The 24,411-nt window shown below is 61.5% G+C and carries 20 protein-coding genes; 9 read left to right on the top strand and 11 right to left on the bottom strand.

What is annotated here, in order from left to right; all coding sequences use genetic code 11:
• Positions 1-11: 11 nt before the first annotated feature.
• Positions 12-2,375 carry a fimbria/pilus outer membrane usher protein gene (locus ACXR0M_RS09375; RefSeq protein WP_458831633.1) on the top strand — a complete coding sequence of 788 codons (2,364 nt, stop codon included), beginning with the start codon at positions 12-14 and terminating at the stop codon, positions 2,373-2,375.
• Entirely contained in the window at positions 2,372-3,343 is a 972-nt protein-coding gene (locus tag ACXR0M_RS09370) for a Csu type fimbrial protein (RefSeq protein ID WP_458831632.1), read from the top strand. The genes ACXR0M_RS09375 and ACXR0M_RS09370 overlap by 4 nt, the downstream gene beginning before the upstream one ends.
• A 101-nt stretch (positions 3,344-3,444) precedes the next feature.
• Here the strand turns inward: ACXR0M_RS09370 and ACXR0M_RS09365 are convergent, their stop codons facing one another.
• Both ACXR0M_RS09365 and ACXR0M_RS09360 read right to left on the bottom strand, forming a co-directional pair.
• On the bottom strand, positions 3,445-4,200 hold the full coding sequence (locus tag ACXR0M_RS09365; RefSeq protein ID WP_458831631.1) for an anti-sigma factor family protein: 756 nt from the start codon (positions 4,198-4,200) through the stop codon (positions 3,445-3,447).
• Positions 4,197-4,703, bottom strand: a complete 507-nt coding sequence (locus ACXR0M_RS09360; protein WP_458831630.1) for an RNA polymerase sigma factor — start codon at positions 4,701-4,703, stop codon at positions 4,197-4,199. The genes ACXR0M_RS09365 and ACXR0M_RS09360 overlap by 4 nt, the downstream gene beginning before the upstream one ends.
• A gap of 235 nt (positions 4,704-4,938) precedes the next feature.
• Here ACXR0M_RS09360 and ACXR0M_RS09355 point away from each other — a divergent pair, with 235 nt between their 5' ends.
• The 5 genes from ACXR0M_RS09355 (at position 4,939) to ACXR0M_RS09335 (ending at position 10,420) form a co-directional block, all read left to right on the top strand.
• Positions 4,939-6,516 carry an amino acid adenylation domain-containing protein gene (locus ACXR0M_RS09355; protein WP_458831629.1) on the top strand — a complete coding sequence of 526 codons (1,578 nt, stop codon included), beginning with the start codon at positions 4,939-4,941 and terminating at the stop codon, positions 6,514-6,516.
• Complete coding sequence (locus ACXR0M_RS09350; RefSeq protein ID WP_458831628.1) at positions 6,513-7,847, top strand: ferredoxin reductase domain-containing protein; 1,335 nt, start codon at positions 6,513-6,515, stop codon at positions 7,845-7,847. The genes ACXR0M_RS09355 and ACXR0M_RS09350 overlap by 4 nt, the downstream gene beginning before the upstream one ends.
• Before the next feature lie 50 nt (positions 7,848-7,897).
• The gene (locus ACXR0M_RS09345) at positions 7,898-8,665 is read left to right on the top strand and encodes an enoyl-CoA hydratase-related protein (protein WP_458831627.1); all 768 of its coding nucleotides are present in this window, start codon (positions 7,898-7,900) and stop codon (positions 8,663-8,665) included.
• Positions 8,666-8,783: 118 nt separating this feature from the next.
• On the top strand, positions 8,784-9,878 hold the full coding sequence (locus tag ACXR0M_RS09340; RefSeq protein WP_458831626.1) for a catalase family peroxidase: 1,095 nt from the start codon (positions 8,784-8,786) through the stop codon (positions 9,876-9,878).
• Positions 9,875-10,420 carry a cytochrome b gene (locus ACXR0M_RS09335; RefSeq protein ID WP_458831625.1) on the top strand — a complete coding sequence of 182 codons (546 nt, stop codon included), beginning with the start codon at positions 9,875-9,877 and terminating at the stop codon, positions 10,418-10,420. The genes ACXR0M_RS09340 and ACXR0M_RS09335 overlap by 4 nt, the downstream gene beginning before the upstream one ends.
• 217 nt (positions 10,421-10,637) lie before the next feature.
• Here the strand turns inward: ACXR0M_RS09335 and ACXR0M_RS09330 are convergent, their stop codons facing one another.
• Together ACXR0M_RS09330 and ACXR0M_RS09325 are read right to left on the bottom strand one after the other, a co-directional pair.
• On the bottom strand, positions 10,638-11,789 hold the full coding sequence (locus ACXR0M_RS09330; protein WP_458831624.1) for a M14 family metallopeptidase: 1,152 nt from the start codon (positions 11,787-11,789) through the stop codon (positions 10,638-10,640).
• Between the two features lie 477 nt (positions 11,790-12,266).
• Entirely contained in the window at positions 12,267-12,605 is a 339-nt protein-coding gene (locus ACXR0M_RS09325; RefSeq protein ID WP_458831623.1) for a DUF6124 family protein, read from the bottom strand.
• Positions 12,606-12,736: 131 nt separating this feature from the next.
• Here ACXR0M_RS09325 and ACXR0M_RS09320 point away from each other — a divergent pair, with 131 nt between their 5' ends.
• Complete coding sequence (locus tag ACXR0M_RS09320) at positions 12,737-13,396, top strand: LexA family protein (protein WP_458831622.1); 660 nt, start codon at positions 12,737-12,739, stop codon at positions 13,394-13,396.
• A 39-nt stretch (positions 13,397-13,435) separates the two neighbouring features.
• Here ACXR0M_RS09320 and ACXR0M_RS09315 read toward each other — a convergent pair whose 3' ends face one another.
• The 4 genes from ACXR0M_RS09315 to ACXR0M_RS09300 form a co-directional block, all read right to left on the bottom strand.
• The gene (locus tag ACXR0M_RS09315) at positions 13,436-15,385 is read right to left on the bottom strand and encodes an acetyl/propionyl/methylcrotonyl-CoA carboxylase subunit alpha (RefSeq protein ID WP_458831621.1); all 1,950 of its coding nucleotides are present in this window, start codon (positions 15,383-15,385) and stop codon (positions 13,436-13,438) included.
• A complete protein-coding gene (locus tag ACXR0M_RS09310) occupies positions 15,385-16,200 on the bottom strand; it encodes a gamma-carboxygeranoyl-CoA hydratase (RefSeq protein WP_458831620.1) in 816 nt (271 codons plus the stop codon). Before ACXR0M_RS09310 ends, ACXR0M_RS09315 begins: the two co-directional genes overlap by 1 nt.
• Positions 16,201-16,213: 13 nt before the next feature.
• Entirely contained in the window at positions 16,214-17,818 is a 1,605-nt protein-coding gene (locus tag ACXR0M_RS09305; protein ID WP_458831619.1) for a carboxyl transferase domain-containing protein, read from the bottom strand.
• A 97-nt stretch (positions 17,819-17,915) separates the two neighbouring features.
• Entirely contained in the window at positions 17,916-19,079 is a 1,164-nt protein-coding gene (locus ACXR0M_RS09300; RefSeq protein WP_458831618.1) for an isovaleryl-CoA dehydrogenase, read from the bottom strand.
• A 359-nt stretch (positions 19,080-19,438) separates the two neighbouring features.
• Here ACXR0M_RS09300 and ACXR0M_RS09295 point away from each other — a divergent pair, with 359 nt between their 5' ends.
• Positions 19,439-21,136: an AMP-binding protein gene (locus ACXR0M_RS09295; RefSeq protein WP_458831617.1), complete on the top strand. Its 1,698-nt coding sequence runs from the start codon at positions 19,439-19,441 to the stop codon at positions 21,134-21,136.
• Positions 21,137-21,802: 666 nt separating this feature from the next.
• Here ACXR0M_RS09295 and ACXR0M_RS09290 read toward each other — a convergent pair.
• The 3 genes from ACXR0M_RS09290 to ACXR0M_RS09280 all read right to left on the bottom strand — a co-directional run bounded on the left by ACXR0M_RS09290 (position 21,803) and on the right by ACXR0M_RS09280 (position 24,376).
• On the bottom strand, positions 21,803-22,702 hold the full coding sequence (locus tag ACXR0M_RS09290; RefSeq protein WP_458831616.1) for a hydroxymethylglutaryl-CoA lyase: 900 nt from the start codon (positions 22,700-22,702) through the stop codon (positions 21,803-21,805).
• 144 nt (positions 22,703-22,846) lie between these two features.
• Positions 22,847-23,248 (bottom strand): MerR family transcriptional regulator, encoded by a 402-nt coding sequence (locus ACXR0M_RS09285; RefSeq protein ID WP_458831615.1) that lies wholly within the window; start codon positions 23,246-23,248, stop codon positions 22,847-22,849.
• 198 nt (positions 23,249-23,446) lie between these two features.
• The gene (locus ACXR0M_RS09280; protein ID WP_458831614.1) at positions 23,447-24,376 is read right to left on the bottom strand and encodes a LysR family transcriptional regulator; all 930 of its coding nucleotides are present in this window, start codon (positions 24,374-24,376) and stop codon (positions 23,447-23,449) included.
• Positions 24,377-24,411 lie beyond the last annotated feature (35 nt).

Raw genomic sequence — 24,411 nt, 5'->3', positions numbered from 1 at the left:
GTAAAGCGTGTATGAGCCCAGGATGGGCTCGCCGAATCAAACGTCCGTTGTGGCTCATGACCGGCGCATGGTGCCTGATGTTCGTCGATCCATCCGGGGCCGGTGAATTACCGCCGCCTCCCAGCGGCATGGAGGCCGTAAGTGATGCACAGTTGTATCTGGAACTGGTGGTCAATCAGATGAATACCGGGCGTGTGGTCGCGGTGCAGCAGCGCGACGGGCATCTGTTTCTGCCGGTCAGCGTTCTGACGGAAACCGGGATGACGCTGCCGGGCAGTGTCGGTAGCGATGCCGAAGTCGACCTCGACGGCCTGCCGGGACTGCACAGCGAATACGACAGCGTCGGCCAGCGCCTGCTGCTGGAGGTGCCGCCGCACTGGCTGCCGGACCAGTTCATCGGCAACCGCGAGAATTATCCGCGTACGCCGGCGCTGAGCAGTTTCGGCGCGCTGTTCAACTATGACCTGTACCTCAACGACACCGATGATGCCGACACGTATCTGGCGGCCTGGAATGAAGTGCGGCTGTTCGACAGCTGGGGCACGCTGTCCAACACCGGGCAGTACCGGCGCACCTTGTCCGGCGATGCGCTCAGTACCCTGGATAACGGCTACTTGCGTTACGACACCACCTGGCGCTACTCCGATGACGAACGCATGCTCACCTACGAGGGCGGTGACGTGATCAGCGGCGCCTTGCCCTGGAGCAACTCGGTGCGCCTCGGCGGCGTGCAGTTCTCGCGGGACTTTGCCGTGCGCCCGGATCTGGTGACCTATCCACTGCCGCAATTTGCCGGCGAAGCGGCGGTACCGTCCTCGGTGGATCTGTTCATCAATGGCTACAAGTCCAGCAGCGCCGACCTGCAACCGGGGCCTTACACCCTGACCAATGTACCGTTCATCAATGGCGCGGGGGAGGCGGTGGTGGTGACCACCGATGCGCTGGGGCGGCAGGTGTCGACCACGGTGCCGTTTTACGTCACCAGCAGTCTGCTGCAAAAAGGCCTGAGCGATTTTTCCGTGGCCGCCGGTACCTTGCGCCGCGATTACGCGTTGAAGGATTTCAGTTACGGCCCCGGCGCGACCTCGGGCAGTCTGCGCTATGGGTTCAGTGACAGCTTCACTCTGGAAAGCCACGCCGAGGCGGCCGAATCGCTGACCCTCGGCGGGATCGGCGGCAACCTGCGCCTGGGCAACTTCGGCGTGCTCAACAGCGCCATCAGCCAGAGTCGTTTCGACGGTGAGGGTGGCGGCCAGTTGAGCCTCGGTTATCAGTACAGCAGTCAGCGTTACAGCTTTTCCTATCAACGTCTGCAGCGCCGCGATCAGTACGCCGATCTCAGCGTCATCGATACCCCGTACGCCAGTCTGAGCCGGCGCAGCGAGCAAGCAACCCTGAGCGTCAACCTCGAGCGCTGGGGCAGTCTCGGTGCCGGCTATTTCGACGTACGCGCGTCGGACGCTTCGCGCACCCGGCTACTCAATCTGAGCTGGAGCAAACCGCTGTGGCGCAACAGCAGTTTTTATCTTTCGGCCAACCGCGAGATCGGCGACAGCCACTGGGCGGTGCAGGCGCAACTGGTGATTCCGTTCGATCTGCGCGGCAGCCTGGCGATCAGCAGCGAACGCAGCCGGAACGGGCAAAGTCAGCAGCGGATCAATTACAGCCGCTCGGTGCCAACCGAGGGCGGGGTCGGTTTCAATCTGGGCTACGCCAAAGGCGATGGTCCGGACTATCGCCAGGCCGACGTGACCTGGCGTCTGCAATCGGTGCAGTTGCAGGCCGGGGTTTACGGCACGTCCGATGCTGAAACCCGCTGGGCCGATGCCAGTGGCTCGCTGGTGTGGATGGACCGCCAGGTGTTCGCCGCCAACCGCATCGACGACGCGTTTGTGGTGGTCAGCACCCAGGGTTTCGCCGATATCCCGGTGCGCTATGAAAATCAGCAGGTGGGCCAGACCGACAACAACGGCCATCTGCTGGTGCCGTGGAGCAGCGCCTATTACCGTGGCAAATACGAAATCGATCCGCTGAATCTGCCGGCCAACGTGCGCAGTCCCGATGTCGAGCAGCGCGTTGCCGTGCGCCGCGGCAGCGGTTATCTGCTGGAATTTCCGCTGACCCGGGTCGTCGCCGCAAGCATCGTGCTGGTGGATGCGCAGCAACGAGAACTGCCGTTGGGCGCGGGGGTGCTGCACGAGCAGAGCGGGGCGCGCACGGTGGTCGGTTGGGATGGCCTGGTGTATCTGGAGGATCTGCAAGCGCAGAACTCGCTGCAGGTGTCGCTGGCCGATGGCCGGACCTGCAAAGCGCAGTTCAGCGTGGATCTGCAGCAAACGCAGGTGCCGTTGATCGGGCCGTTGGTGTGTCAATGATGGCCGCGCGGATCTGCCTGTGCCTGGCGTTGCTGCTGCCGGGAGCTGCGCAGGCCTTGTGTTCGGTGGTCAGCACCACGCCAGCGGCGTTCGGTTCACTCAGTTCGATCACGCTGCGCACCACGTCGCAACCCAGTTCCACGCTGAACGGCGGATTGGCCTGCACCGGCTCGCTGCTGTCGCTGCTGACCAGCAACGACCACTTCTACGCCACCATCACCTCGACCCAGAGCGGGCTGCTCGGGCCGACCGGCGACGTCATCAGCTACACGATCTACGCCAACAACAGCACCAGCTACCCGGTCACCCGCGGCACTGCGTTCGACTTTGCCCGCAACGGCATCATCGACGCCTTGGGATTGCTCAACGGCACCACACCGAAAACCGTGCCGCTGTACCTGGGCACGACCATCGGCAGCAACGTCGCCGCCGGGGTTTACACAGAAACCCTGAGCATTTTCTGGAACTGGAATTACTGTTCCGGACTGGGTGTCGGCAGCCTCTGCGTGGGGCGTGACATCAACAGCGGCACGGTGACGCTGACGGTCAACCTGACCGTGGCCAACGACTGCACGATCACTGCGCCGAACATCGCCTTCGGCAGCGCGCCGGTGGTCAGCGCCTTTACCCCGGTGAGCGGGCAGACGATCAATCTGGCCTGCACCAAGGGCAGCGCCTACACCGTCGGTTTGAGCGACGGACAGAATCCGGCCAGTGTCGGTGGCCGGCGGCGGATGATTTCCGGGAGTAACTACCTGGCCTACGACATCTTCAAAAGCGCCGGCACCACCCGTTGGGGCAGCGTCGGCAGTGCGCGCCGGGCCAGCACCGATGCCGAGGTCAATCCGGGCAACGGGCTGGGCACCGGCAGCCAGATCTTCAATTACAACGCGAAGATTTACACCGACCAGAGCACGCCGCCGGCGGGGACGTATCTGGATAATGTGGTGCTTGATGTGGGTTTCTGAATGCACAAAATCCTGTAGGAGCTGCGGCACGCTGCGACCTTTTGATTTTTAACAGCAAGATCAAAAGAGCACAGCGTGCCGCAGCTCCTACAGGGGGGATTTCAGAATTGCAGTGATTGCTTGAGTTGCTGCGCCGCTGGCGAGTCGGTCGGGCTGACCATTGCGTAGTTGTAGCCGCCACCGGACCAGTAATCGGCCTGCAGATCACCCTCGTTGCGACTGCCGCGGGGCAGGAAGGTATTTTTCGGCCCCGGGGGGCGCACGTAGAAGCTCACCTTGTGGCCGCTGCGATCTTCATACATCACCATCGCTGCCGGGCCTTCGTCGGTGCTGAGCAGGCGACCGCTGACCGGTTCGAAGCCGGCGGATTTCAGGTCCGGCAAACGACTGACCCGGGTGAAGTAGCGGTCGAGCCAGCGCTGCATGTCGCCATCGCTGTCGACCTTGTAGTCCGCCGGCAAGATGCCTTGCTGGGCAATCAGCCGATAGGCCTGCAACGCATCGGTCATCGGCAGCACGGCGGAGCGCGTCATGGTCATTTCCCGCGCCTGCCAGCCACTGAAGCCGCCAATGCCGACCGCGATCAGCAACACCGCTGCGCTGGCCAGGTGCCGTCGTGCCTGACGCTTGAGGCGGTGGCGTATCAGCGCCGGATCGAGCGCCGGATTGACCGGTTGCTGCAACGCACCACTCAGCGCCGCACGCAGTTGTTGGGCATCCTGTTGCCAGGCACGCACCTGCGCGGCGGTGTCCGGATGGTTGGCCAGCCAGGCGTCGAGGGCGCGCCGGTCGGCCTCGCCGAGTTGGTGATCGACGTAGGCGTGCAGGTCGCGTTCGCTGGGGGGCATGCTGATCATTTGAGTATCCGCAAAGAAGGGCTGCTGATTTCGCCGTCGCTCAACTGGCGCAACGCCTGGCGCGCGCGTGACAGACGCGACATCACGGTGCCGGTAGGGACGTCGAGGATCTCGGCGACTTCCTTGTACGTCAGGCCTTCCACCGAAACCATCAACAGCAGGGCACGCTGCTCGGTGGGCAGCCGATCGAAGGCTTGCAGGGCCGATTGGGCGATCACCGTGCGCTCGGTCGAAGGCTCGGCATCGTCGCGGCCGGTGAACAATTCGAGCATCCGCGCGTAACGGCGCGAGCGTCGATGGGCATCGAGAAATTGTCGGTAGAGGATCGAGAACAGCCACGCCCGCACGTCACCCTCATCACGCTTGCCGCCCCAGGCCGACAGGGCCCGTTCGAGGCTGGCCTGCACCAGATCATCGGCGCTGGCGCTGTTGTGCGTCAGCGACAGGGCGAAGCGCCTCAGACGAGGGATCAACTCGCGTAAATGTTCGTCGATTGTGTTCATGGACAGTGGCAGGCCTGAGTCGAGACGGTGGTATTGACAAGCAAGACGTCGCTTGACGCAGGTTATTCCATGAAGCGGTGTGAAAGATTTTTTTCTTAACTGCGTAGGAAAGTTCGCCGCGTTTTGTAATCAACGTAATGATTTTGCCGGCCCCGGCTCAACCGGTTGGACACGCACAGACAGGCAACCGTCGCTGATTGCGCGTTCCAGCCAGATGAGACCCAAGGGGACTTTTATGCAAGCTTTCGCAATTTCCAGCCAGACGCCATCCCGAGCGGTAACTGATAGCGCATGGCAACGTTTCGGTTGTGGCCCCAAGGCCGTACCGGCATTTTCCCAGATTCACTACGCCATTGAAGCACAAGCCCTGCACATGCCACGAGGCATTGCCGCGCACTGCCGGGGCGAGACCATTACCTACGGCGAATTGAACCGTCAGGCCAATCGCCTCGCCGCGCATTTGCTGGAGCGAGGGGTGGTCGCTGGCGATCATGTGGCGCTGTTTGTCGAGCGCTCGATCCCGATGCTGGTGGGGATGCTGGCCACGTTGAAAATCGGCGCGGCGTACATTCCCCAACATGTAACGATCACCCCGACGCAACAGTTGCAGCACATCATGAACGTCGCCCGCACGCGGATCGTCCTGACGCTGTCGGCGCTGGCGCCCGCCATCCCGCTGACGGCGCAGCAGCACTGCATACACCTCGATACGTTTATCGATGCGCCTTCCTCGCCAGCCGATGAGCACAATCCAGCCGGCTTACAGATGTCGCCCGACGCGCTGTGCTTCGTGCTCTTCACCTCGGGCACCACCGGCGTCCCCAATGGCGTGCGCGTCACGCAGCGCAATGTCTGCAACATCCTGCTGACCGCCCCGGGCAATCTGGGCATGCAGCCGGGATTGAAGGTCGGGCAAATACTCAACATCGCCTTCGACATGGCGGCCTGGGAGATTCTCGGCTGTCTGGCCCATGGCGCAACGTTGCTGATCCGCGGCAAAAATATCGCCGAAACCGCCGAGCAGTGCGATGTGTTGATCGCCACGCCGTCGATTCTGGCCACGCTGGATCCGGCACGTTGTTCCAGCGTGAAGGTGGTGGCGCTGGCCGGTGAGCCTTGTCCGCAACCACTGGCCGATCGCTGGGCGGCGTTTTGCCGGTTCTACAACGCCTGCGGACCGACCGAAACCACCATCGTCAACACCATGCAGCATTACCGGCCCGGTGCCGCCCTGACCATCGGCAAACCGACGCCGAACAACACCGTGTATGTGCTGGATGAGGCGGGGCAGTTATGCGCACCCGGTGAGCCGGGCGAAATGTGGGCCGGCGGCGCTTGTGTGACGGCGGGGTATCTGGGTAATCCGCAATTGACGGCTGAACGTTATCGCGCAGATCCCTTCCTCGGCCAGGGCCGCCTGATGTTTCGCACCCGCGACCTCGGCCGCTGGACCCCGGACGGTGAGCTGGAGCATCTGGGGCGCGTCGATGATCAGGTCAAAATTCGCGGTTTTCGAGTGGAACTCGACTCTGTGTCCACGGCACTTGAGGCGTCCCCCGGCTGCCAGCGCGCGGTGACGTTGAAGCTCGACAATCGCAACCTCGTCGCTTTTGTCTACCCACGCAGCACCGATGTTGCAGCTGCCCGTCGTTGCTGCGAAGAGCGGCTGGCCTATTACTGCGTGCCGTCGCTGATTCTGCCGGTGGACAGCATCCCGCTCACCTCACGCGGCAAAGTCGACAAGCGCTTGTTGCTCGAATGGGCGGTGGCGCATCAGGCCCAGCACGGTGACGTTCAGGAGCCGGGGCAATGAGTGATTTCGAGGCCGGTTGCGGATTGCCACCCCGGCGGGCACTTTGGCGGCGGTTGGGTTCGTTGCCGGTGTTTTCGCACTACAACCGTTTGTTTGCCCTGGTGCTGATCGTCAATCTGGCGGCGTTGGCTTATGGTCTGAACGCCGGGCAATGGTGGGCGGGCGATAGTCTTGCGCTGCCGACGTTGTCCGGCTGGGTGACGGCGAACCTGTCACTGGCGATTCTGGTTCGTCAGCAGTTTCTGATCAATCTGCTGTTCTGGCTCGCCACCCGCGCCCCGACGAGTTGGCCGCTGGCCATTCGCCGCTCACTGGCCAAGGTCTATCACTTTGGCGGCCTGCACAGCGGCGGCGCCGTCGCCGCGATCGGCTGGTTTGCGGCGTTGTTCGGCACGATGCTCTGGCAGCGGTTTACCGGGGCGGGCGCGGTATCGCTGACGCTGCTGGGCCTGCATGGCGCATTGCTGGGTTTGCTGCTGCTGGTGGCGATCATGGCCCAGCCGCGCATTCGTTCGCGCTGGCATAACGGCTTCGAACGTACCCACCGATTTGCCGGCTGGGCGGCCCTCGGACTGTTTTGGGCGATCACCTTGCTGGGCACACGCAGCGTAGAGCCAGAGGCGAGTCTGCTGCAGGACCTCGCGGGCTCGGCCACATTCTGGATGTTGCTGGTGTTGACGTTAAGCATCGCCTTGCCCTGGCTGCGCTTGCGCAAGGTGCCGGTGACACTGGTCAAGCCGTCCTCACACGCCCTGATTGCGCGCTTCGATCATCTGACGCCGTTCGCCGGATCGTCCACGGCCATCAGCCTCAATCCACTGTGGGAATGGCATGCCTTTGCCAATATTCCGGCACCGTGCCAGACGGGTTTTCGCTTGATCATTTCCCGTGCCGGTGACTGGACCGGACGCCTGATCGATCAGCCACCCACGCATGTCTGGGTCAAGGGCATCACCACCGCCGGCGTGGCGCATATCGAAACCCTGTTCAAGTCGGTGGTGTATGTCGCGACAGGCAGTGGCATCGGCCCGGTGTTGCCTCATCTGCTGGCCCGCCAGGTGCCGATCCACCTTATCTGGTCCACCCGCAGCCCGCGCAAGACTTATGGCGACGAGTTGGTGGACGAGATTCTGCTGGCGCAGCCCGACGCGCATATCTGGGATACCGACGTAGCGGGCAAGCCGGATCTGGTGGCGCTGGCCTATGCGGCCGTCCAGGCAAGCGGCGCCGAGGCGGTGATCTGCATTGCCAATCAGACGCTGACCGGGCGGGTCGTCGAGGAAATGGAAGCGCGCGGCATCGCCGCCTATGGCGCGATCTGGGATTCCTGACCAGCGCGCCTGTACTGAATCTTTATTTTCCCTTTATTGAAGAGATGGTCATGAATCTGTTGATTGAACGACATGGGCGTGTTGCCCTGATCCGCCTGAACCGCCCGCAGGCGCGCAATGCGCTGAACACGTCACTGATGCATGAGTTGCTCGCGACGTTGCAGGCGCTGGACAGCGAGCCGCAAGTGGGCTGCGTGGTGATTACCGCTACCCAGGATTACTTCGCTGCAGGCGCCGATATTCGGGAAATGTACGGCAAGAGCTGTGCTGACATGATCCGCGAAGACTACTTCGCCGATTGGCAGGCGTTTGCGCAGTTGCGCACGCCCACCGTCGCGGCGGTCTGTGGTTACGCGTTCGGTGGCGGCTGCGAGCTGGCGATGATGTGCGATGTGATCATCGCCAGCAGATCGGCGCAATTCGGCCTGCCGGAAATAAAACTCGGGGTCATGCCCGGCATGGGCGGCACCCAGCGTTTGACCCGTTTGATCGGGCGTGCCAAAGCCATGGACATGATTCTGACCGGACGCTCGATGGGTGCCGAAGAAGCCGAACAGTCAGGGCTGGTCTCTCGGGTGGCCGACGCCGACGAGGTGGTACCGCTGGCGCTGGCCGTTGCCCGGCAGATCAGTGGTTTCCCGCGCGCGGCAGTCCGGGCGGCTCGAGAAGCGGTAGACCGGGTTGACGAGTCGGGCTTGCGCGAGGGGATGGTGTTCGAGCGTCGCGCGTTCCATGGCCTGTTTGCCACGCCGGGGCAACAGGAGGGCATGCGCGCATTTCTGGAGAAGCGTGCGCCGCGATTTGACCTCGACAACTAGCCGTTTCAACGCGGCACTCGCGATCTGCTGAAAGAAACTACAGTTCAACGGGAATAATCCTGCGAGACGTACGTCTCATAGCACCTTTCCCTATGGCCATTGGCCCTGGAGTCTTTTCATGGTTGATCGCACCTCACCCCCGGGCGGGCCGCAACGCCCGCCCTTGAGTGCCGCGAGCACAGTGCTGCGTCTGGCGGCCATTGCCGTGGTGGTTGCCGCAGTCGCCGGGGCGTTTGCCTACGTGCACGGTAATCTTGACCCACAACGGCTGACGCCCAAAGCGTTGGTCGATGTGCTGGAGAAAAACAACGGCGTGCATCCCGGGTTTCGGCGCAACCACGCCAAGGGCGTGTGCGTGATCGGGCATTTCGAGAGCAGCGGCGAGGCGCGGGCGTTTTCCTCCGCGCAGGTGTTCAACGAAGCGCAGACTCCGGTGGTCGGACGTTTCGCGTTGCCGGCCGGCAATCCTTATGCGCCGGACAGCAGCGTGCCGATCCGCAGTCTGGCGTTACGCTTCACCCAAGCCAACGGTCAGCAATGGCGCACCGGGATGAACAGCATGCCGGTGTTCCCGGTCGGTACCCCCGAGGCGTTCTACCAGTTGCAGCAGGCGCAGTCGCCGGACCCGGCTACGGGCAAACCGGATCCGTCGAAAGTCCCGGCGTTTTTTGCCGCGCACCCGGAAGCCGTGCCGTTCCTGACTTGGGTGAAGACCGCCAAACCCTCGGCGAGCTATGCCACCGAAACCTACAACAGCGTGAATGCGTTTTATCTGGTCAACGCCAGTGGCCAGAAGCAGGCCGTGCGCTGGAGTGTCACGCCGCTGGCGCGCGATGCCGCCGGAGCCACGGCGCCAGAGGGCGCGGACTTTCTCGAGAAGGATCTGGTGCAACGTCTGGCCGAAGGGCCGTTGCGTTGGCAGTTGAACATCACCCTGGCCAATCCCGGTGACCCGGTGAACGACGCCAGCAAGGCCTGGCCCGAGGGGCGCAAAGTGCTGAACGCCGGCACGCTGGTGTTGGAGAAAACCCAGCCGCAGCTCAGCGGCGAGTGCCGCGACATCAACTACGATCCGCTGGTGCTGCCGGCCGGCATCGAGGGCTCCGACGACCCATTGCTCGCTGCGCGTTCCGCCGGTTACGCCGATTCCTATCTGCGCCGGACCAGTGAAGTCAGCCAATTGCCCGCCACCCGCCAGGAGGCTCGCCCATGAGCACGCAACCGACTCATTTCGCGCTGCTGGCGCGGCTGCTGCACTGGCTGATGGCGCTGATGATCATCGCCATGTTGTTTATTGGCGCCGGCATGGTCACGTCGGTGTCGCAACGGCATGAATGGCTGATTCATCTGCACAAACCGCTGGGCATCGCGATTCTGCTGCTGGTAGTGGTGCGCCTGTTGGTGCGCTTTTCCACGCGCCAGCCGCCGTTGCCGGCGGATCTGCCGGGCTGGCAAGTGCTGGCGGCCAAGGCGTCGCATGTGCTGTTGTACGCACTGATGCTGGTGCTGCCGCTGCTCGGTTGGGCGATGATCAGCGCCTCGGGCGAGCCGGTGATGCTCAGCAGTTCACTGCAGCTACCGTCGATTCTGCCGGCCGATGCGCAGGTGTTTGCCCTGCTGCGCAAGGCGCATGGTTATCTGGCGTACCTGTTGTTCCTCACCGTGCTGTTGCACCTGGCGGCGGCGCTGTTCCACGGTTGGGTACGCCGCGACGAGGTGCTCGACAGCATGCTGCGCGGCCGGGATCGCGGCTAGCCAGCCCGGGTGGCGATTTGTTTGGGGGGCACCTGATCCACATCGCGAACGCCGAAGTGCTGGAGTGGATGGGCGACATGCAATATTCGCCCTGATCCCTGTAGGAGCTGCCGCAGGCTGCGATCTTTTGACGTCGTTTTTGGCCACCCATAACCCAGGTGTCGGGCAAAAAAATCGCAGCGTGAGCTGCGATTTTTCGTTGCGGCGCGGGAAGGGATCAGCGCAGGGTATCAACCATATCGGCGAGGGTGGTCAGCACGTCCTTGCCCAGCTGTTTGGAGCGTTTGCCCGACCAGCCGGTGACGTTGTCGGGATGGTCGTCATGATCCTTGAACGGCATTTCCAGGGTCAGGGACAGGCAGTCGTATTTCTGACCGACAGCGTTGCAAGCCAGGGTCATGTTGGCCTGACCCGGCTCGTCGCGGGTATAGCCGTATTGGGTCTGGAAGTCTTTGGTGGTGTGCTTGAGGTGCGTGCGGAAATGCTCCTCGAGCTTCTCGATGCGCGGCGTGTAGCCCGGGTTGCCTTCGCAACCGGCGGTGAACACGTGGGGGATTTCTTCGTCACCGTGTACGTCGAGGAACATATCGACGCCGTACTTTTCCATCTGCTGCTGTACGAAAAATACCTCAGGGCTGACGTCCTGAGTGGCGCTCTGCCAGGCACGGTTCAGATCCTGGCCCATCGCGTTGGTGCGCAGATGACCGTGGAAGGCGCCGTCCGGGTTCATGTTCGGCACCAGATACAGATCGGCGCTGGCCAGCAGTTTGTTCAACACCGGGTCGTCGTGGCGTTCCAGACGCTCGATCACGCCTTCCATGAACCATTCGGCCATGTGCTCACCGGGGTGCTGCTGGGCGATGATCCAGACTTTGCGTTGGCCTTCGGCGCCGCTGCCCTTGCGCAGCAGTTGAATGTCACGACCTTCGACGCTCTTGCCGTTGGCCAGCAGTTCAGTGCCGGCCTTGGTCAGCGCCTGTTCGATCAGCCAGTCATGCCGACCGCGGCTGTAGGGTTCGAAGTAGGCGAACCAGGCGTGAGTCTGCTCGGCTTCGAGGCAGAAGCGCAGGCTGTCACCTTCGAATTGGGTCGGGATGCGGAACCAGTTGACGTGGTCGTAGGAGGCGACGGCCTGATAACCGGTCCATGCCTTGTTGTAGGAGGACTGGCTGGCGTTGACCAGGCGAAACCAGTGCTCCTGATGCACATGCAGACCGCTGGCTTTGAAATGGAACCATTGAAAGTGCGCGCTGCGGGTATCCGGGCGAATGGCCAGAACCGGGTTGAGCGGATTGGAGATGTCGATGACTTGAATATTGCCGCTGTCGAAGTTGGCGCTGATGTCGAACGAAGATTTGGCCACGGTCATATCGGTTCCTGAATATGATTTTTATGGCGGCTACTTTACACGCAAGACAGCGGTGAAACCGAGGGAATTTGCGGCTTGCGTGGGGGCGTCTTCCATGACGCGCTAGCAGCTTAGAGAGTGTGCAATTGATTCTCAAGTGCTAATTGGCACAAGTTTCCCCCAATAGGGCCGGGCTTGGCTTGCCAAGCGATATTCTTTTGATATGATCCGCGCCATCGAATTTGCTGCACCCAAAGACTTCATTAGCCTGAAGACATAAGCCTGAAAAACGGGCAAAAAAAGACCCGGCAAAAAGCCGGGTCAAAAACCGTGATTAGCCTGATGAGGAGATAGTCCAGAAGACCGACCTAAGGTCTCTGGTCTATCGACTGATCTCGCGACCAGTTGCTTGCAATAGTAATCATTATCATTTGCAAGTCAAATGTTTTTATCTGCGCGCTGGGAAAAATCTCTCCCGTTTTCTGTTTCCCGTATCCCTCAGAGCTGTTCGCCATCGATTGAATGGTCGACCATCGCTCGCGCCATATCCACCATATGCACTACCGAAAAAGCCAGGTCGCGGCTTGCGCCCTGCAGGTTTTCGGCTGCCTTGAAAGCGGTGGCCGCTGCACAGCGCAACAGATCCGAGGCGTGCACTAGCGCTTCTTCGCCGCTGAGATGACGTTTCACATTGAAGAAACGCTCTTCGACCTCGGGCTCTGACACAGCTGGTTTCAAGTAATAGTCCAGCGCCCGCTGCGCTGCCGCGTTGCCTTGAGGGGAGGTGAACGTGGTATCCATGTGCAGATCGGGCAAGTCTTTGCTGCTGATGTTCATGATGAAGGGTCACTCCTTGTTCGTTTGAATAGTCCGTGCTTTCAGGATAGTACGATGCGTAGTTGTGACCAGAATTTAAATACTACAATATGTGTTTTGCCGGCCGAAGGCGTCGACGTAAGGTGCCCCACATGGATAAATGGATTGAGTTGGTCAAGGCCAAGATGAGTGAACTCAAAATCACTCAAACAGAGCTCGGAGAGCGCGTCGGCATGTCCCAGGGCGGCATCGGCCATTGGCTGAACAAACGTCGCGAGCCGGGCATTACCCAAATGAACCGCGTGTTGCAGGCGCTGGGCATGGACTTCCTCGAGGTGGTGCTGGTGATCCGCGAACCGCAGGAGTCCACGGATGACGAGATGCCCCTGGCACAGAAGTACAACCCGTACTTCCGGTACCCGGTCAGTGACTGGCGCACGTCCTGCGAAATCCGCGAGAGCGCAACCGCCGCTTATGCGCCGACGAAAGACAAACAGCGTTTCGAACTGACGGATTATCACGCCCGTGGTGCGGCGTTCTGGCTGACGGTGGCGGGGGACTCAATGACCGCACCCACCGGCCAGAGCATCGCCGAAGGCATGCTGATCCTGGTGGATCCGGAGGCGGAAGCGCTGCCCGGCAAACTGGTGATCGCCCAGTGGCAGGACAGCGAAGAAGCGATCTTTCGCAAGCTCGACGAAGAGGGCGGCCAGCGTTACCTGGTGCCGCTCAATCCGACCTGGCCGAAAGCCCTGTTCACCGATGAGTGTCGAATCATCGGCGTGGTGGTTCAGGCGACGGCGCGTTTCTAGTCAGATCGATCCTCGCCAGGCGTAGGATCGATCCTTTATTTACACCACTTCCAGTTCAACCAGTGCGCTGCCTTCACCGACCATTTCGCCTTCCTGGCAATACAGCGCCTTGATCACTCCCGCATGGGGCGCACGGATGCTGTGCTCCATCTTCATCGCCTCCAGCACCACCAGTTGTGCACCGGCCTCGACCGTTTGCCCGGCCTCCACCAATACCCGCACGATGCTGCCGTTCATCGGTGCGGTCAGCCCGCCCTGATGGCCGTGGCTGGCGTCAGCGGCGCTGATCGGGTCGTAGATCTCGATCCGGCGCAACTCGCCATCCCATTGCAGGTACAACGAATCGTCCTGGCGAATGGCGCGCACGTTACGGCGTACACCATCGTGCTCGAGCACCAGAATTTCACCCGACAGCCTGGCGTTACCGACGGCGTTCAGAGTCAGTGCGCGATCCTGGCCGTCGCAGCTCAGGTGCAAGGTGATTTCTGCCGGCAAACCGGCGCGCAAACCATTGTTCGATGCCCACGGCGAATCCGGATCATCCTCCCGTGCCGCGCACGGCAAACTCTGCGTGAACGCCTGCGCTGCGGTGTGCCAGAACTCATCACTCAGCTCGCCCGGCTCCGGCAATAGCTGCTCCTGATAGCGCGGAATAAACCCGGTATCAAGTTGCGCAGCGGCAAAGGCTGGATGCGCGATGATCCGTCGCAGGAAGCTGATGTTGGTCTTCAGACCGCCAATCGCGAACTCATCGAGCATGTTCAACAAGCGCAGGCGCGCCTGCTCACGGTCCTCGCCCCAGGCAATCAGCTTGCCGAGCATCGGGTCGTAGAACGGCGAGATCTCGTCGCCTTGTTCAACGCCGCTGTCCACCCGCCGGCCCGGACCGGCAGCCGATTCCCGATACAGCTGCAGACGCCCGGTCGCCGGCAGGAAGTCATTCGACGGGTCTTCGGCATACAGCCGCACTTCAATCGCATGGCCATTGAGTGGTACTTGATCCTGAGTGATCGGCAACGCTTCACCACGCGCCACACGGATCTGCCACGCCACCAGATCGAGGCCGGTGATTGCTTCAGTCACTGGGTGCTCGACCTGCAGGCGCGTGTTCATTTCCATGAAGAAGAACTCGCCGCGCGCATCCAGCAGAAACTCCACGGTGCCGGCGCCGACGTAACCAATCGCCTGCGCCGAACGCACTGCCGCTTCACCCATGGCACGGCGCAGTTCCGGGGTCAGGCCCGGCGCTGGCGCTTCTTCGACGACTTTCTGGTGGCGGCGCTGGATCGAACAATCACGCTCGTTGAGGTACAGGCAGTTGCCGTGCTGGTCGGCAAACACCTGGATCTCCACATGGCGCGGTTTGAGCAAGTATTTCTCCACCAGCATCCGCGAATCGCCGAACGACGACTGCGCTTCCCGCTGCGCCGAGGCCAGCGCTTCGGCCAGTTGGCTGACGTCCTCGACCACTTTCATGCCTTTGCCACCGCCGCCGGCAGTGGCCTTGAGCAGCACCGGATAGCCGATGCGTTCACAGGCAGCGCGGAAGGTGTCGAGGTCCTGCGCCTCGCCGTGATAGCCCGGCACCAGTGGCACGCCAGCGGTTTCCATCAAGGCCTTGGCCGCCGATTTGCTGCCCATGGCGTCGATGGCCGAGGCGGGCGGGCCGAGGAAAATCAATCCGGCCTGTTCGATGGCCCGGGCAAAACCGGCGTTCTCCGAAAGAAAACCATAACCCGGATGAATAGCCTGCGCGCCGCTGGCCTTGGCCGCTGCGATCAGTTTGTCGATCTGCAGGTAGCTGTCGGCGGCCTTGCTGCCGCCGAGGTCGACGCGGATATCGGCTTCACGGCTGTGACGCGCGTCGCGGTCGGTGGCGCTGTGCACGGCGACGGTGGTCAGGCCCAGCGCCTTGGCGGTACGCATCACCCGGCAGGCGATTTCGCCGCGGTTGGCCACCAGCAGGGTGGTGAGAACAGGTGCGCTCATCAACGCGGCTCCTTGGGGGTGGTTGTGGCTTGCCAGCTCGGCGCGCGTTTTTGCAGGAACGCGCGCAAGCCTTCCTGGCCTTCCGGGCTGACACGAATCCGGGCGATGGCGTTTTCGGTGTAGCGGCGCAGGGCCGGGGTCAGCGCACCGTTACCGACTTCGCGCAGCAGATCTTTGCTGGCACGCATCGCGGCGGGGCTGTTGAGCAGCAGATTATCGATCCATTGCTCAACGGCTTGATCAAGTTCGGCGGCCGGGTAGCTCTCGGACAACAAACCGATCTCCCGCGCCCGCTGCCCGCCGAAACGCTCGGCGGTCAACGCGTAACGACGAGCCGCGCGTTCGCCAATGGCCTGGACCACGAACGGACTGATCACTGCCGGCGCCAGGCCGATGCGTACTTCCGACAGGCAGAACTGCGCGTCATCGGCACCAATCGCCATGTCGCAGCAACTGATCAACCCCAACGCGCCACCGAACGCCGCACCCTGGACCACGGCCAGGGTCGGGATTTTCAGTTTGGCGAGGTTGTACATCAGCTCCGCCAGTTCGCGGGCGTCGTCGAGGTTGGTGTGGTAATCGAGTTCGGCCGACTGCTGCATCCACGCCAGATCGGCGCCGGCGCTGAAGTGTCTGCCACGCCCGCGCACCAACAGGAAACGCAGGCTGGCGTCGCTGGCGACTTTGTCCAGCGCCAGAATCAGCTCGCGAATCATCTCGGCGTTGAACGCGTTGTTCTTTTCCGCGCGATTGAGCCAGAGGGTGGCGAAACCCCGTGGATCGCTCTGCAGTTCGAGGGTGTTGAAATCGCTCATGAGATTCTCCCGATCACATCCGGAACACGCCGAAGCGGCTCGGTTCGATAGGCGCGTTCAGCGCCGCGGACAAGGCCAGGGCCAGCACCTCGCGGGTCTGCGCCGGGTCGATGACTCCGTCATCCCATAGCCGTGCGCTGGAGTAGTAAGGGTGACCCTGCTCTTCGTACTGATCGAGGATCGGTTGCTTGATCTCGGCTTCCTGTTCGGCGCTGAAGGCCTGACCGCTGCGTTCTGCCTGTTCGCGTTTGACCTGCACCAGCACGCCGGCGGCCTGCTCGGCACCCATTACGCCGATGCGCGCGTTCGGCCACATCCACAGGAAGCGCGGATCGTAAGCCCGCCCGCACATGCCGTAGTTACCGGCGCCAAAGCTGCCGCCGATGATCACGGTGAATTTCGGCACCTTGGCGCAGGCCACCGCGGTCACCAGTTTCGCGCCGTGCTTGGCGATGCCGCCGGCCTCGTATTTCTGCCCGACCATGAAGCCGGTGATGTTCTGCAAAAACAGCAGCGGGATGCCGCGCTGGCAGGCCAGTTCGATGAAGTGCGCGCCTTTTTGCGCGGCTTCGGCGAAGAGGATGCCGTTGTTGGCGAGGATCGCGATCGGGTAACCGTGCAGGTGGGCGAAACCGCAGACCAGCGTAGTGCCGAAAAGCGCCTTGAACTCATCGAACACCGAACCGTCGACCAGCCGCGCAATTACTTCACGCACATCGAACGGCTGCTTGGCGTCGGCCGAGACCACGCCGTACAGCTCGTCACTGGCATACAGCGGCGCAATGGGTGCGCGTCGTTGTACCTCGCCGAGTTTGCGCCAGTTGAGGTTGGCGATGCTGCGGCGGGCGAGGGCGAGGGCGTGTTCGTCGCTCTCGGCGTAGTGGTCGGCCACCCCGGACGTCTTGCAGTGCACATCCGCACCGCCAAGGTCTTCGGCGCTGACCACTTCACCGGTCGCGGCTTTCACCAGCGGCGGGCCGGCGAGGAAAATCGTCGCCTGATTGCGCACCATGATCGCTTCGTCGGCCATCGCCGGCACATACGCGCCACCGGCGGTGCACGAGCCCATGACCACGGCAATCTGCGGAATGCCCATCGCGCTCATGTTGGCCTGGTTGAAGAAGATCCGCCCGAAGTGTTCGCGATCGGGGAACACCTCGTCCTGACGGGGCAGGTTGGCGCCGCCGGAGTCCACCAGATAGATGCACGGCAGGCGATTCTGCTGGGCGATGGTTTGCGCACGCAGGTGTTTTTTTACGGTCAGCGGGTAGTACGAGCCGCCTTTCACCGTCGCGTCATTGGCGACGATCATGCACTCGACGCCTTCGACGCGGCCGATCCCGGCAATCACGCCTGCTGCCGGCACGTCTTCGCCATATACCGCGTGCGCGGCGAGCTGACTGATTTCCAGAAACGGCGAACCCGGATCGAGCAGACGATTGATCCGCTCACGGGGCAGCAGCTTGCCGCGCGAGGTGTGGCGCTCCTGAGCTTTCGCGCCGCCTCCCTGCGCCACTTGGGCGAGCAGGGTGCGCAGGGCGTCGACCTGTTTGAGCATTGCCGCGCTGTTGGCGGCGAACTCGGCAGAACGCGGGTTGAGCTGGGTATGCAAAATCATGGCTTACTCCGTAAGCAGCTGTGAGCGGCAAGCTTCAAGCGGCAAGTAACAGCTGTTCTCTTGCAGCCTGGCGCTTGCGGCTGGCAACTGACGAAATTCATTTCGTCTCGTTGAACAGTTCGCGACCGATCAGCATGCGACGAATCTCACTGGTGCCGGCACCGATTTCGTACAGCTTGGCGTCACGCAGCAGTCGTCCGGCGGGGAATTCGTTGATGTAACCGTTGCCGCCGAGAATCTGGATCGCGTCGAGGGCCATTTGCGTGGCGCGTTCGGCGGTGTAAAGGATCACCCCGGCGGCATCCTTGCGCGTGGTTTCGCCGCGCTCGCAAGCCTGCGCCACGGCGTACAGGTAGGCGCGGCTGGCGTTGAGCTGGGTGTACATGTCGGCGACTTTGCCCTGGATCAGCTGGAATTCGCCGATGCTCTGGCCGAACTGCTTGCGGTCGTGGATGTATGGCACGATCAGGTCCATGCACGACTGCATGATCCCGGTCGGGCCGCCGGACAGCACCACGCGTTCGTAATCGAGGCCGCTCATCAGCACTTTCACACCGCCGTTGAGCACGCCGAGGATGTTCTCTTCCGGCACTTCGACGTCATCGAAGAACAGCTCGCAGGTGTTGGAGCCGCGCATGCCGAGTTTGTCGAACTTGTTGCTGCGGCTGAAGCCTTTCCAGTCGCGCTCGACGATAAACGCGGTAATGCCGTGCGGACCTTTTTCCAGATCGGTCTTGGCGTAGATCACATAGGTATTGGCGTCGGGGCCGTTGGTGATCCAGGTTTTGCTGCCATTGAGCACGAAACGGTCGCCGCGCTTGTCAGCGCGCAGTTTCATCGAGACCACGTCGGAACCGGCGTTCGGCTCGCTCATGGCGAGGGCGCCGACGTGTTCGCCGCTGATCAGTTTCGGCAGGTATCTGGTTTTTTGCTCGTGGTTACCATTGCGGTTGATCTGGTTGACGCAAAGGTTGGAATGCGCGCCGTAGGACAGCGCCACCGAGGCCGAGCCCCGGCTGATTTCTTCCATCGCGACCACGTGCGCCAGGTAACCCAGACCCGCGCCGCCATACTCTTCCGGCACGGTGATGCCGAGCAGGCCCATGTCGCCGAATTTGCGCCACATGTCGGCCGGGAACAGGTTGTCGTGATCGATCTGCGCCGCGCGAGGGGCGATCTGGTCGGCGACAAAGGACTGAACCTGATCGCGCAGCATGTCGATGGTTTCACCGAGGGCGAAGTTCAGGGATGGATAGCTCATGGGGCACCTTTTTGGCTTTTTTGTCGGGCGGCGAGGGCGGTCGAACAGTTCTCGCCTTTACGTTAACGTAAACTTGCGAAAAGAGGCTGTCAATGGACTTTACGTTAACGTCAACCTGGGCGAGAGTAGGGCAAGTTGAAGATTGAAAGCGGACAGGCTTTGTGGAAGTGAGCCTCTGTGGTGAGGGGATTTTATCCCCGATGGTTGGCGAAGCCGACCCAAAACCTGTGAGTGCGGTTCAACAGGAAAACTGAGGGTGCGCTTCGCACACCATCGGGGATAAATCCCCTCGCCACAAATGCCACCCGCAGAAAAGTGAGCTCCGGTAAACCCCACTAATAAAGACAACAGGGATCGTCATGGATCAACCCAGTGCAAACCCGCAAAGCAGTTACACCCGTGGTGCCCAAGACAAAGCCTTGCTGGCGCTGACCATCGGACAGAAGTTCGACCAGACCGTGGCGCAATACCCGGACAGCGAGGCGCTGGTGGTACGTCATCAACAGTTGCGCTACTCCTGGCGACAACTGGCCGATACAGTGGATCTGCACGCCAGAGCCCTGCTGGCGCTGGGTTTGCAGGCGGGGGATCGGCTTGGCATCTGGGCGCCGAACTGCGCGCAGTGGTGCATCACGCAGATTGCCACGGCGAAAATCGGCGTGATCCTGGTCAACATCAACCCGGCCTACCGCAGTGCTGAACTGGAATATGTGCTCAAGCAATCCGGCTGTCAGTGGCTGGTGTGCGCCGGGGCGTTCAAGTCCTCGAACTACCACGCCATGCTGCAAGGGCTGGTCCCGGAACTCGCCGAGCACTCCATCGGCCAATTGCGCAGCGAGCGTCTGCCGGACTTGCGCGGGGTGATCAGCCTCGACGTTCAGCCGCCGTCCGGCTTCCTGCCGTGGTCGCAACTGGCCGATCTGGGCAAAAGCATTGCCCCCGAACAACTGCGCGAACGCAGCGACAGCCTGCACTTCGATCAAGCGGTAAACATCCAGTACACCTCCGGCACCACCGGTTTCCCCAAGGGCGCGACCCTCAGTCACTACAACATCCTCAACAACGGTTACATGGTCGGCGCAAGCATCGGCCTGACCCGGAGCGACCGCCTGGTGATCCCGGTGCCGCTGTACCACTGCTTCGGCATGGTCATGGGCAATCTCGGTTGCATCACCCACGGCAGCACGATGATCTATCCCAACGACGCCTTCGATCCGCTGCTGACTCTGCAAACCGTCGCCGAAGAACAGGCCACCGCTCTCTACGGCGTGCCGACCATGTTCATCGCCATGCTCGATCAACCGCAGCGCGCCGACTTCGATCTGTCGAGCCTGCGCACCGGGATCATGGCCGGCGCCACGTGTCCGATCGAAGTAATGCGCCGGGTCATCAGCGAGATGCACATGAGCGAGGTACAGATCGCCTATGGCATGACCGAAACCAGCCCGGTGTCGCTGCAAACCGGGCCCGATGATGAGCTGGAGTTGCGCGTGACCACCGTCGGCCGCACGCAGCCGCAACTGGAAAGCAAGATCATCGACCCGACGGGCAACCTGGTGCCGCGCGGCACCATCGGCGAGCTGTGCACCCGCGGATACAGCGTGATGCTCGGCTACTGGAACAACCTGCAGGCCACCAGCGAGGCCATCGACGAGGCCGGCTGGATGCACACCGGCGACCTGGCGAGCATGAACGATGCGGGTTACGTCAACATCGCCGGGCGCAACAAGGACATGATCATCCGGGGTGGCGAGAACGTTTATCCGCGTGAGCTGGAAGAGTTTTTCTTCACTCACCCGGCGGTGGCGGACGTGCAGGTAATCGGCATTCCCTGCACGCGTTATGGCGAGGAGATCGTCGCCTGGATCAAATTCCATCCCGGCCACGCTGCGACCGAACAGGAACTGCAGGCGTGGTGCAAGGAGCGTATCGCGCACTTCAAGACGCCGCGGCATTTCAAGTTCGTCGAGGAGTTTCCGATGACGGTGACGGGCAAGATCCAGAAATTCCGGATGCGTGAAATAAGCATTGATGAATTGAAGTTAATCGATCGGTAACCATAGTCCCCTGTGGGAGCTGGCTTGCCAGCGATGACGGCAGGTCAGCCAGCATCCATGTTGAATGATCTACCGCTATCGCTGGCAAGCCAGCTCCCACAGGGTTTTGTAAGATTTTGCGGAATCACAGAATGCACAAAGGGGAGCCGAAGCTCCCCTTTAATTTTGTCGTCGCGTGCTCTTTCTTATTATTGAGGGGCGGTCTGTTGTTGTTTTTGGCAACCGTGGCCCTTTACCGCTGTTTTTGGCGACCCCCATCCGGGGTCAAGAGCAAACGTATTTTTTTGAGCGCTGATCTGCTTTCTCGTTAACGATCCAACCGATTCGGGAGCTACCTGAAGGTAGTTTTATTGTTCTCTGCCCGGTTGCGGGTCACTCCTGAGAGCACCCTGAAAAGCACACCTTCTCCAAAAAAATCTGTTAGCTGCGTCTCTGCCGTGTTGTTCTTGTTATGTCAGAGTCGGTACGTCTTATTTTTATTGGTTTGCTGCTTTTTATTCTTGTTATGCCATAGAGATAGCAGAAGCCGTGCCAACTATTTAAAAGCCTTGTAAATCAAGGCTTTGAGTTTTTTGAAGGATTTTTCCTTCAGGACAATCCAGACAATTTGTTTCCGTGTTACTCGTCCATGCCCACGTTTCGGACGCAGCGGTAACACCTTCGCCCTCACTGGGCGTTACGGGCCTTGGCCACACGCGAACCGCTCGCGCGACCGAGCACCGCGCTGATCTGCTGACCCGCGGCAATCAAGGCGTCCAGGTCGATACCGGTCTCGATGCCCAGGCCGTTGAGCAGGTACACCACGTCTTCGGTGGCGACGTTACCGCTCGCGCCCTTGGCATACGGGCAGCCGCCGAGGCCGGCGATAGAACTGTCGAACACCGCAATGCCCTCCAGCAGACTGGCGTAGATGTTGGCCATGGCCTGACCGTAGGTGTCATGGAAATGCCCGGCGAGTTTTTCCCGTGGCACCTGCGCCGACACCACCTCAAACAGGCGACGAGTCGCGCCAGCGGTGCCGGTGCCAATGGTGTCGCCGAGGGACACTTCGTAGCAGCCCATCGCATACAGCTCGCGGGCGACCATCGCCACTTGCTCCGGGGCGACCGTGCCTTCGTACGGACAGCCGAGCACGCAGGACACGTAACCGCGCACGGTAACGCCATGCTGTTTCGCCGCTTCCATGATCGGTGCGAAGCGCGCCAGGCTCTCGCTGATCGAGCAGTTGATGTTGCGCTGCGAGAACGCTTCGGACGCTGCAGCGAACACCGCGACTTCCTTCACGCCGGCCGCCACGGCATCTTCAAAGCCGCGCAGGTTTGGTGCCAGCGCGCCGTAGGTCACGCCGGGCTTGCGCTGGATCTGCGCGAACACTTCGGCGGAACCGGCCATCTGCGGCACCCATTTCGGCGAGACGAAACTGCCGACTTCTATATAACCAAGGCCGGCCGCGCTGAGGGCGTCGACCAGTTGCACCTTGTCAGCCACGCTGATCGGCTGGGCTTCGTTCTGCAGGCCATCGCGCGGGCCGACTTCGATCAGACGTACTTGGGAGGGGAGGGGCATGGGGTTGACCTGCTCTTCTGAATTCCTGCGGAACCCCCTTGTGGGAGCGGGCTTGCTCGCGAAAGCGGAGTGTCAGTCGACAAAAATGTTTCTGAAACACCGCTTTCGCGAGCAAGCCCGCTCCCACATTGGGATTTATTTAGGTTACTGAGCTGAATGCTGGCTTTTGAGCGTCTGCTCCAACGCCTGCACGCAGCGTTCTTCAGCGGTATCGAGTTCCAGTTTCATCTGTTCGATATCCAGCAGCTGCTGCTCAAGCTGTTGCCGGCGTTCGCTGATTTTCGCCAGCATGCTGTTGAGCTGTTTGGTGTTACCGCCGGACGGGTCGTAGAGTTCGATCAGCTCGCGGCATTCGGCCAGCGAGAAACCGATGCGCTTGCCGCGCAGGATCAGCTTCAGCGTGACCTTGTCGCGTGGCGAATAGATGCGTTCCTGGCCACGGCGCTCAGGGCTGAGCAGGCCTTGTTCTTCATAAAAACGGATCGCCCGGGTGGTGATGTCCAGCTCGCGGGCGAGATCGGAAATGCTGTAGGTCTGGCTGCTCATGAAAGCGCTCGAAAAAGGTTCTGGCGTTAAAGCTAATGGGGCGTTGACGTTTACGTCAAGGATTCAAAATGTGCGCTGATTTTGGTGGTCTCTTCGCGAGCAAGCCCGCTCCCACATTCGACCGCATTCGTTCAGATGGACGGCGATTAACTGTGGGAGCGGGCTTGCTCGCGAAAAACGATAACGCGGTGCAAAGCCCTACACCTTGTCGAGCTTCTTCTCCTGCGCCGTCACCTGCTGGCACAACTCGATGATCTGCTCACGCATCCAGCGGTTGGCCGGGTCCTGGTCGGTGCTTTCATGCCAGTACAGGTGCGTCTCCAGCGGCGGGACGTCGTTGACCGGCAGGTTGAACGCATGCAAATCGTTACGCCGGGCAAAACGCTCGGGCACGGTCATCACCATGTCGGTCTGCTGCATGACCTGCGACGCCATCAGGTAATGCTGCGAGCGCAGGGCGATCTTGCGTTGAATGCCCATCTTGCCCAGGGACAGATCCACGTAACCCAGACCGCTGCGGCGGCTGGAAATATGAATGTGGGTCAGCCCCAGGTAATCGTCGAGGCTGAGCTTGTCCTTGCCCGCCAGCGGATGGCCCTTGCGCATCGCACACACGTAGCGGTCCTCCATCAGCTTGACGTGACGCACCTGCGGGTCGGTGTTGAGCGGCGCATCGACGGCGAAATCCAGACGCCCGGCGGCCAGTTCCTTGGTGGTTTCGCGGCGTTTCGACAGAAAACTTTCGATGATCACCGTTGGCGCCAGCCGTCGCAGACGCTGGAACAGCGGCGGCAGAATCACCGCCTCCGTGAGGTCGGTCATGCTGATGCGGTAAGTCTTGACCGCCTGCGCCGGGTTGAAAATCCGGCTTTCCTGCACTGACACCCGCAGCAGCGACAACGCATTACGCACCGGGCCGATGATGTTCTGCGCCATCGGCGTCGGCACCATGCCTTGGGCGGTGCGCACGAACAGCGGATCGTTGAAGGTCTCGCGCAACCGTGCCAGCGCGTTGGACACCGCCGGCTGAGTAATGCCGACAATCTGCCCGGCGCGGGTCAGGTTGGCTTCGGTGTAGATCGCGTCGAAGACAATGAAAAGGTTGAGGTCGACCTTGCTCAGATTCATAACGCGGTTTCTCTTGTTCTGTGGGCTGACGATCA

Source organism: Pseudomonas sp. Eth.TT006, from assembly GCF_054456575.1.
This window is presented reverse-complemented; position numbering and strand designations above follow the sequence as displayed.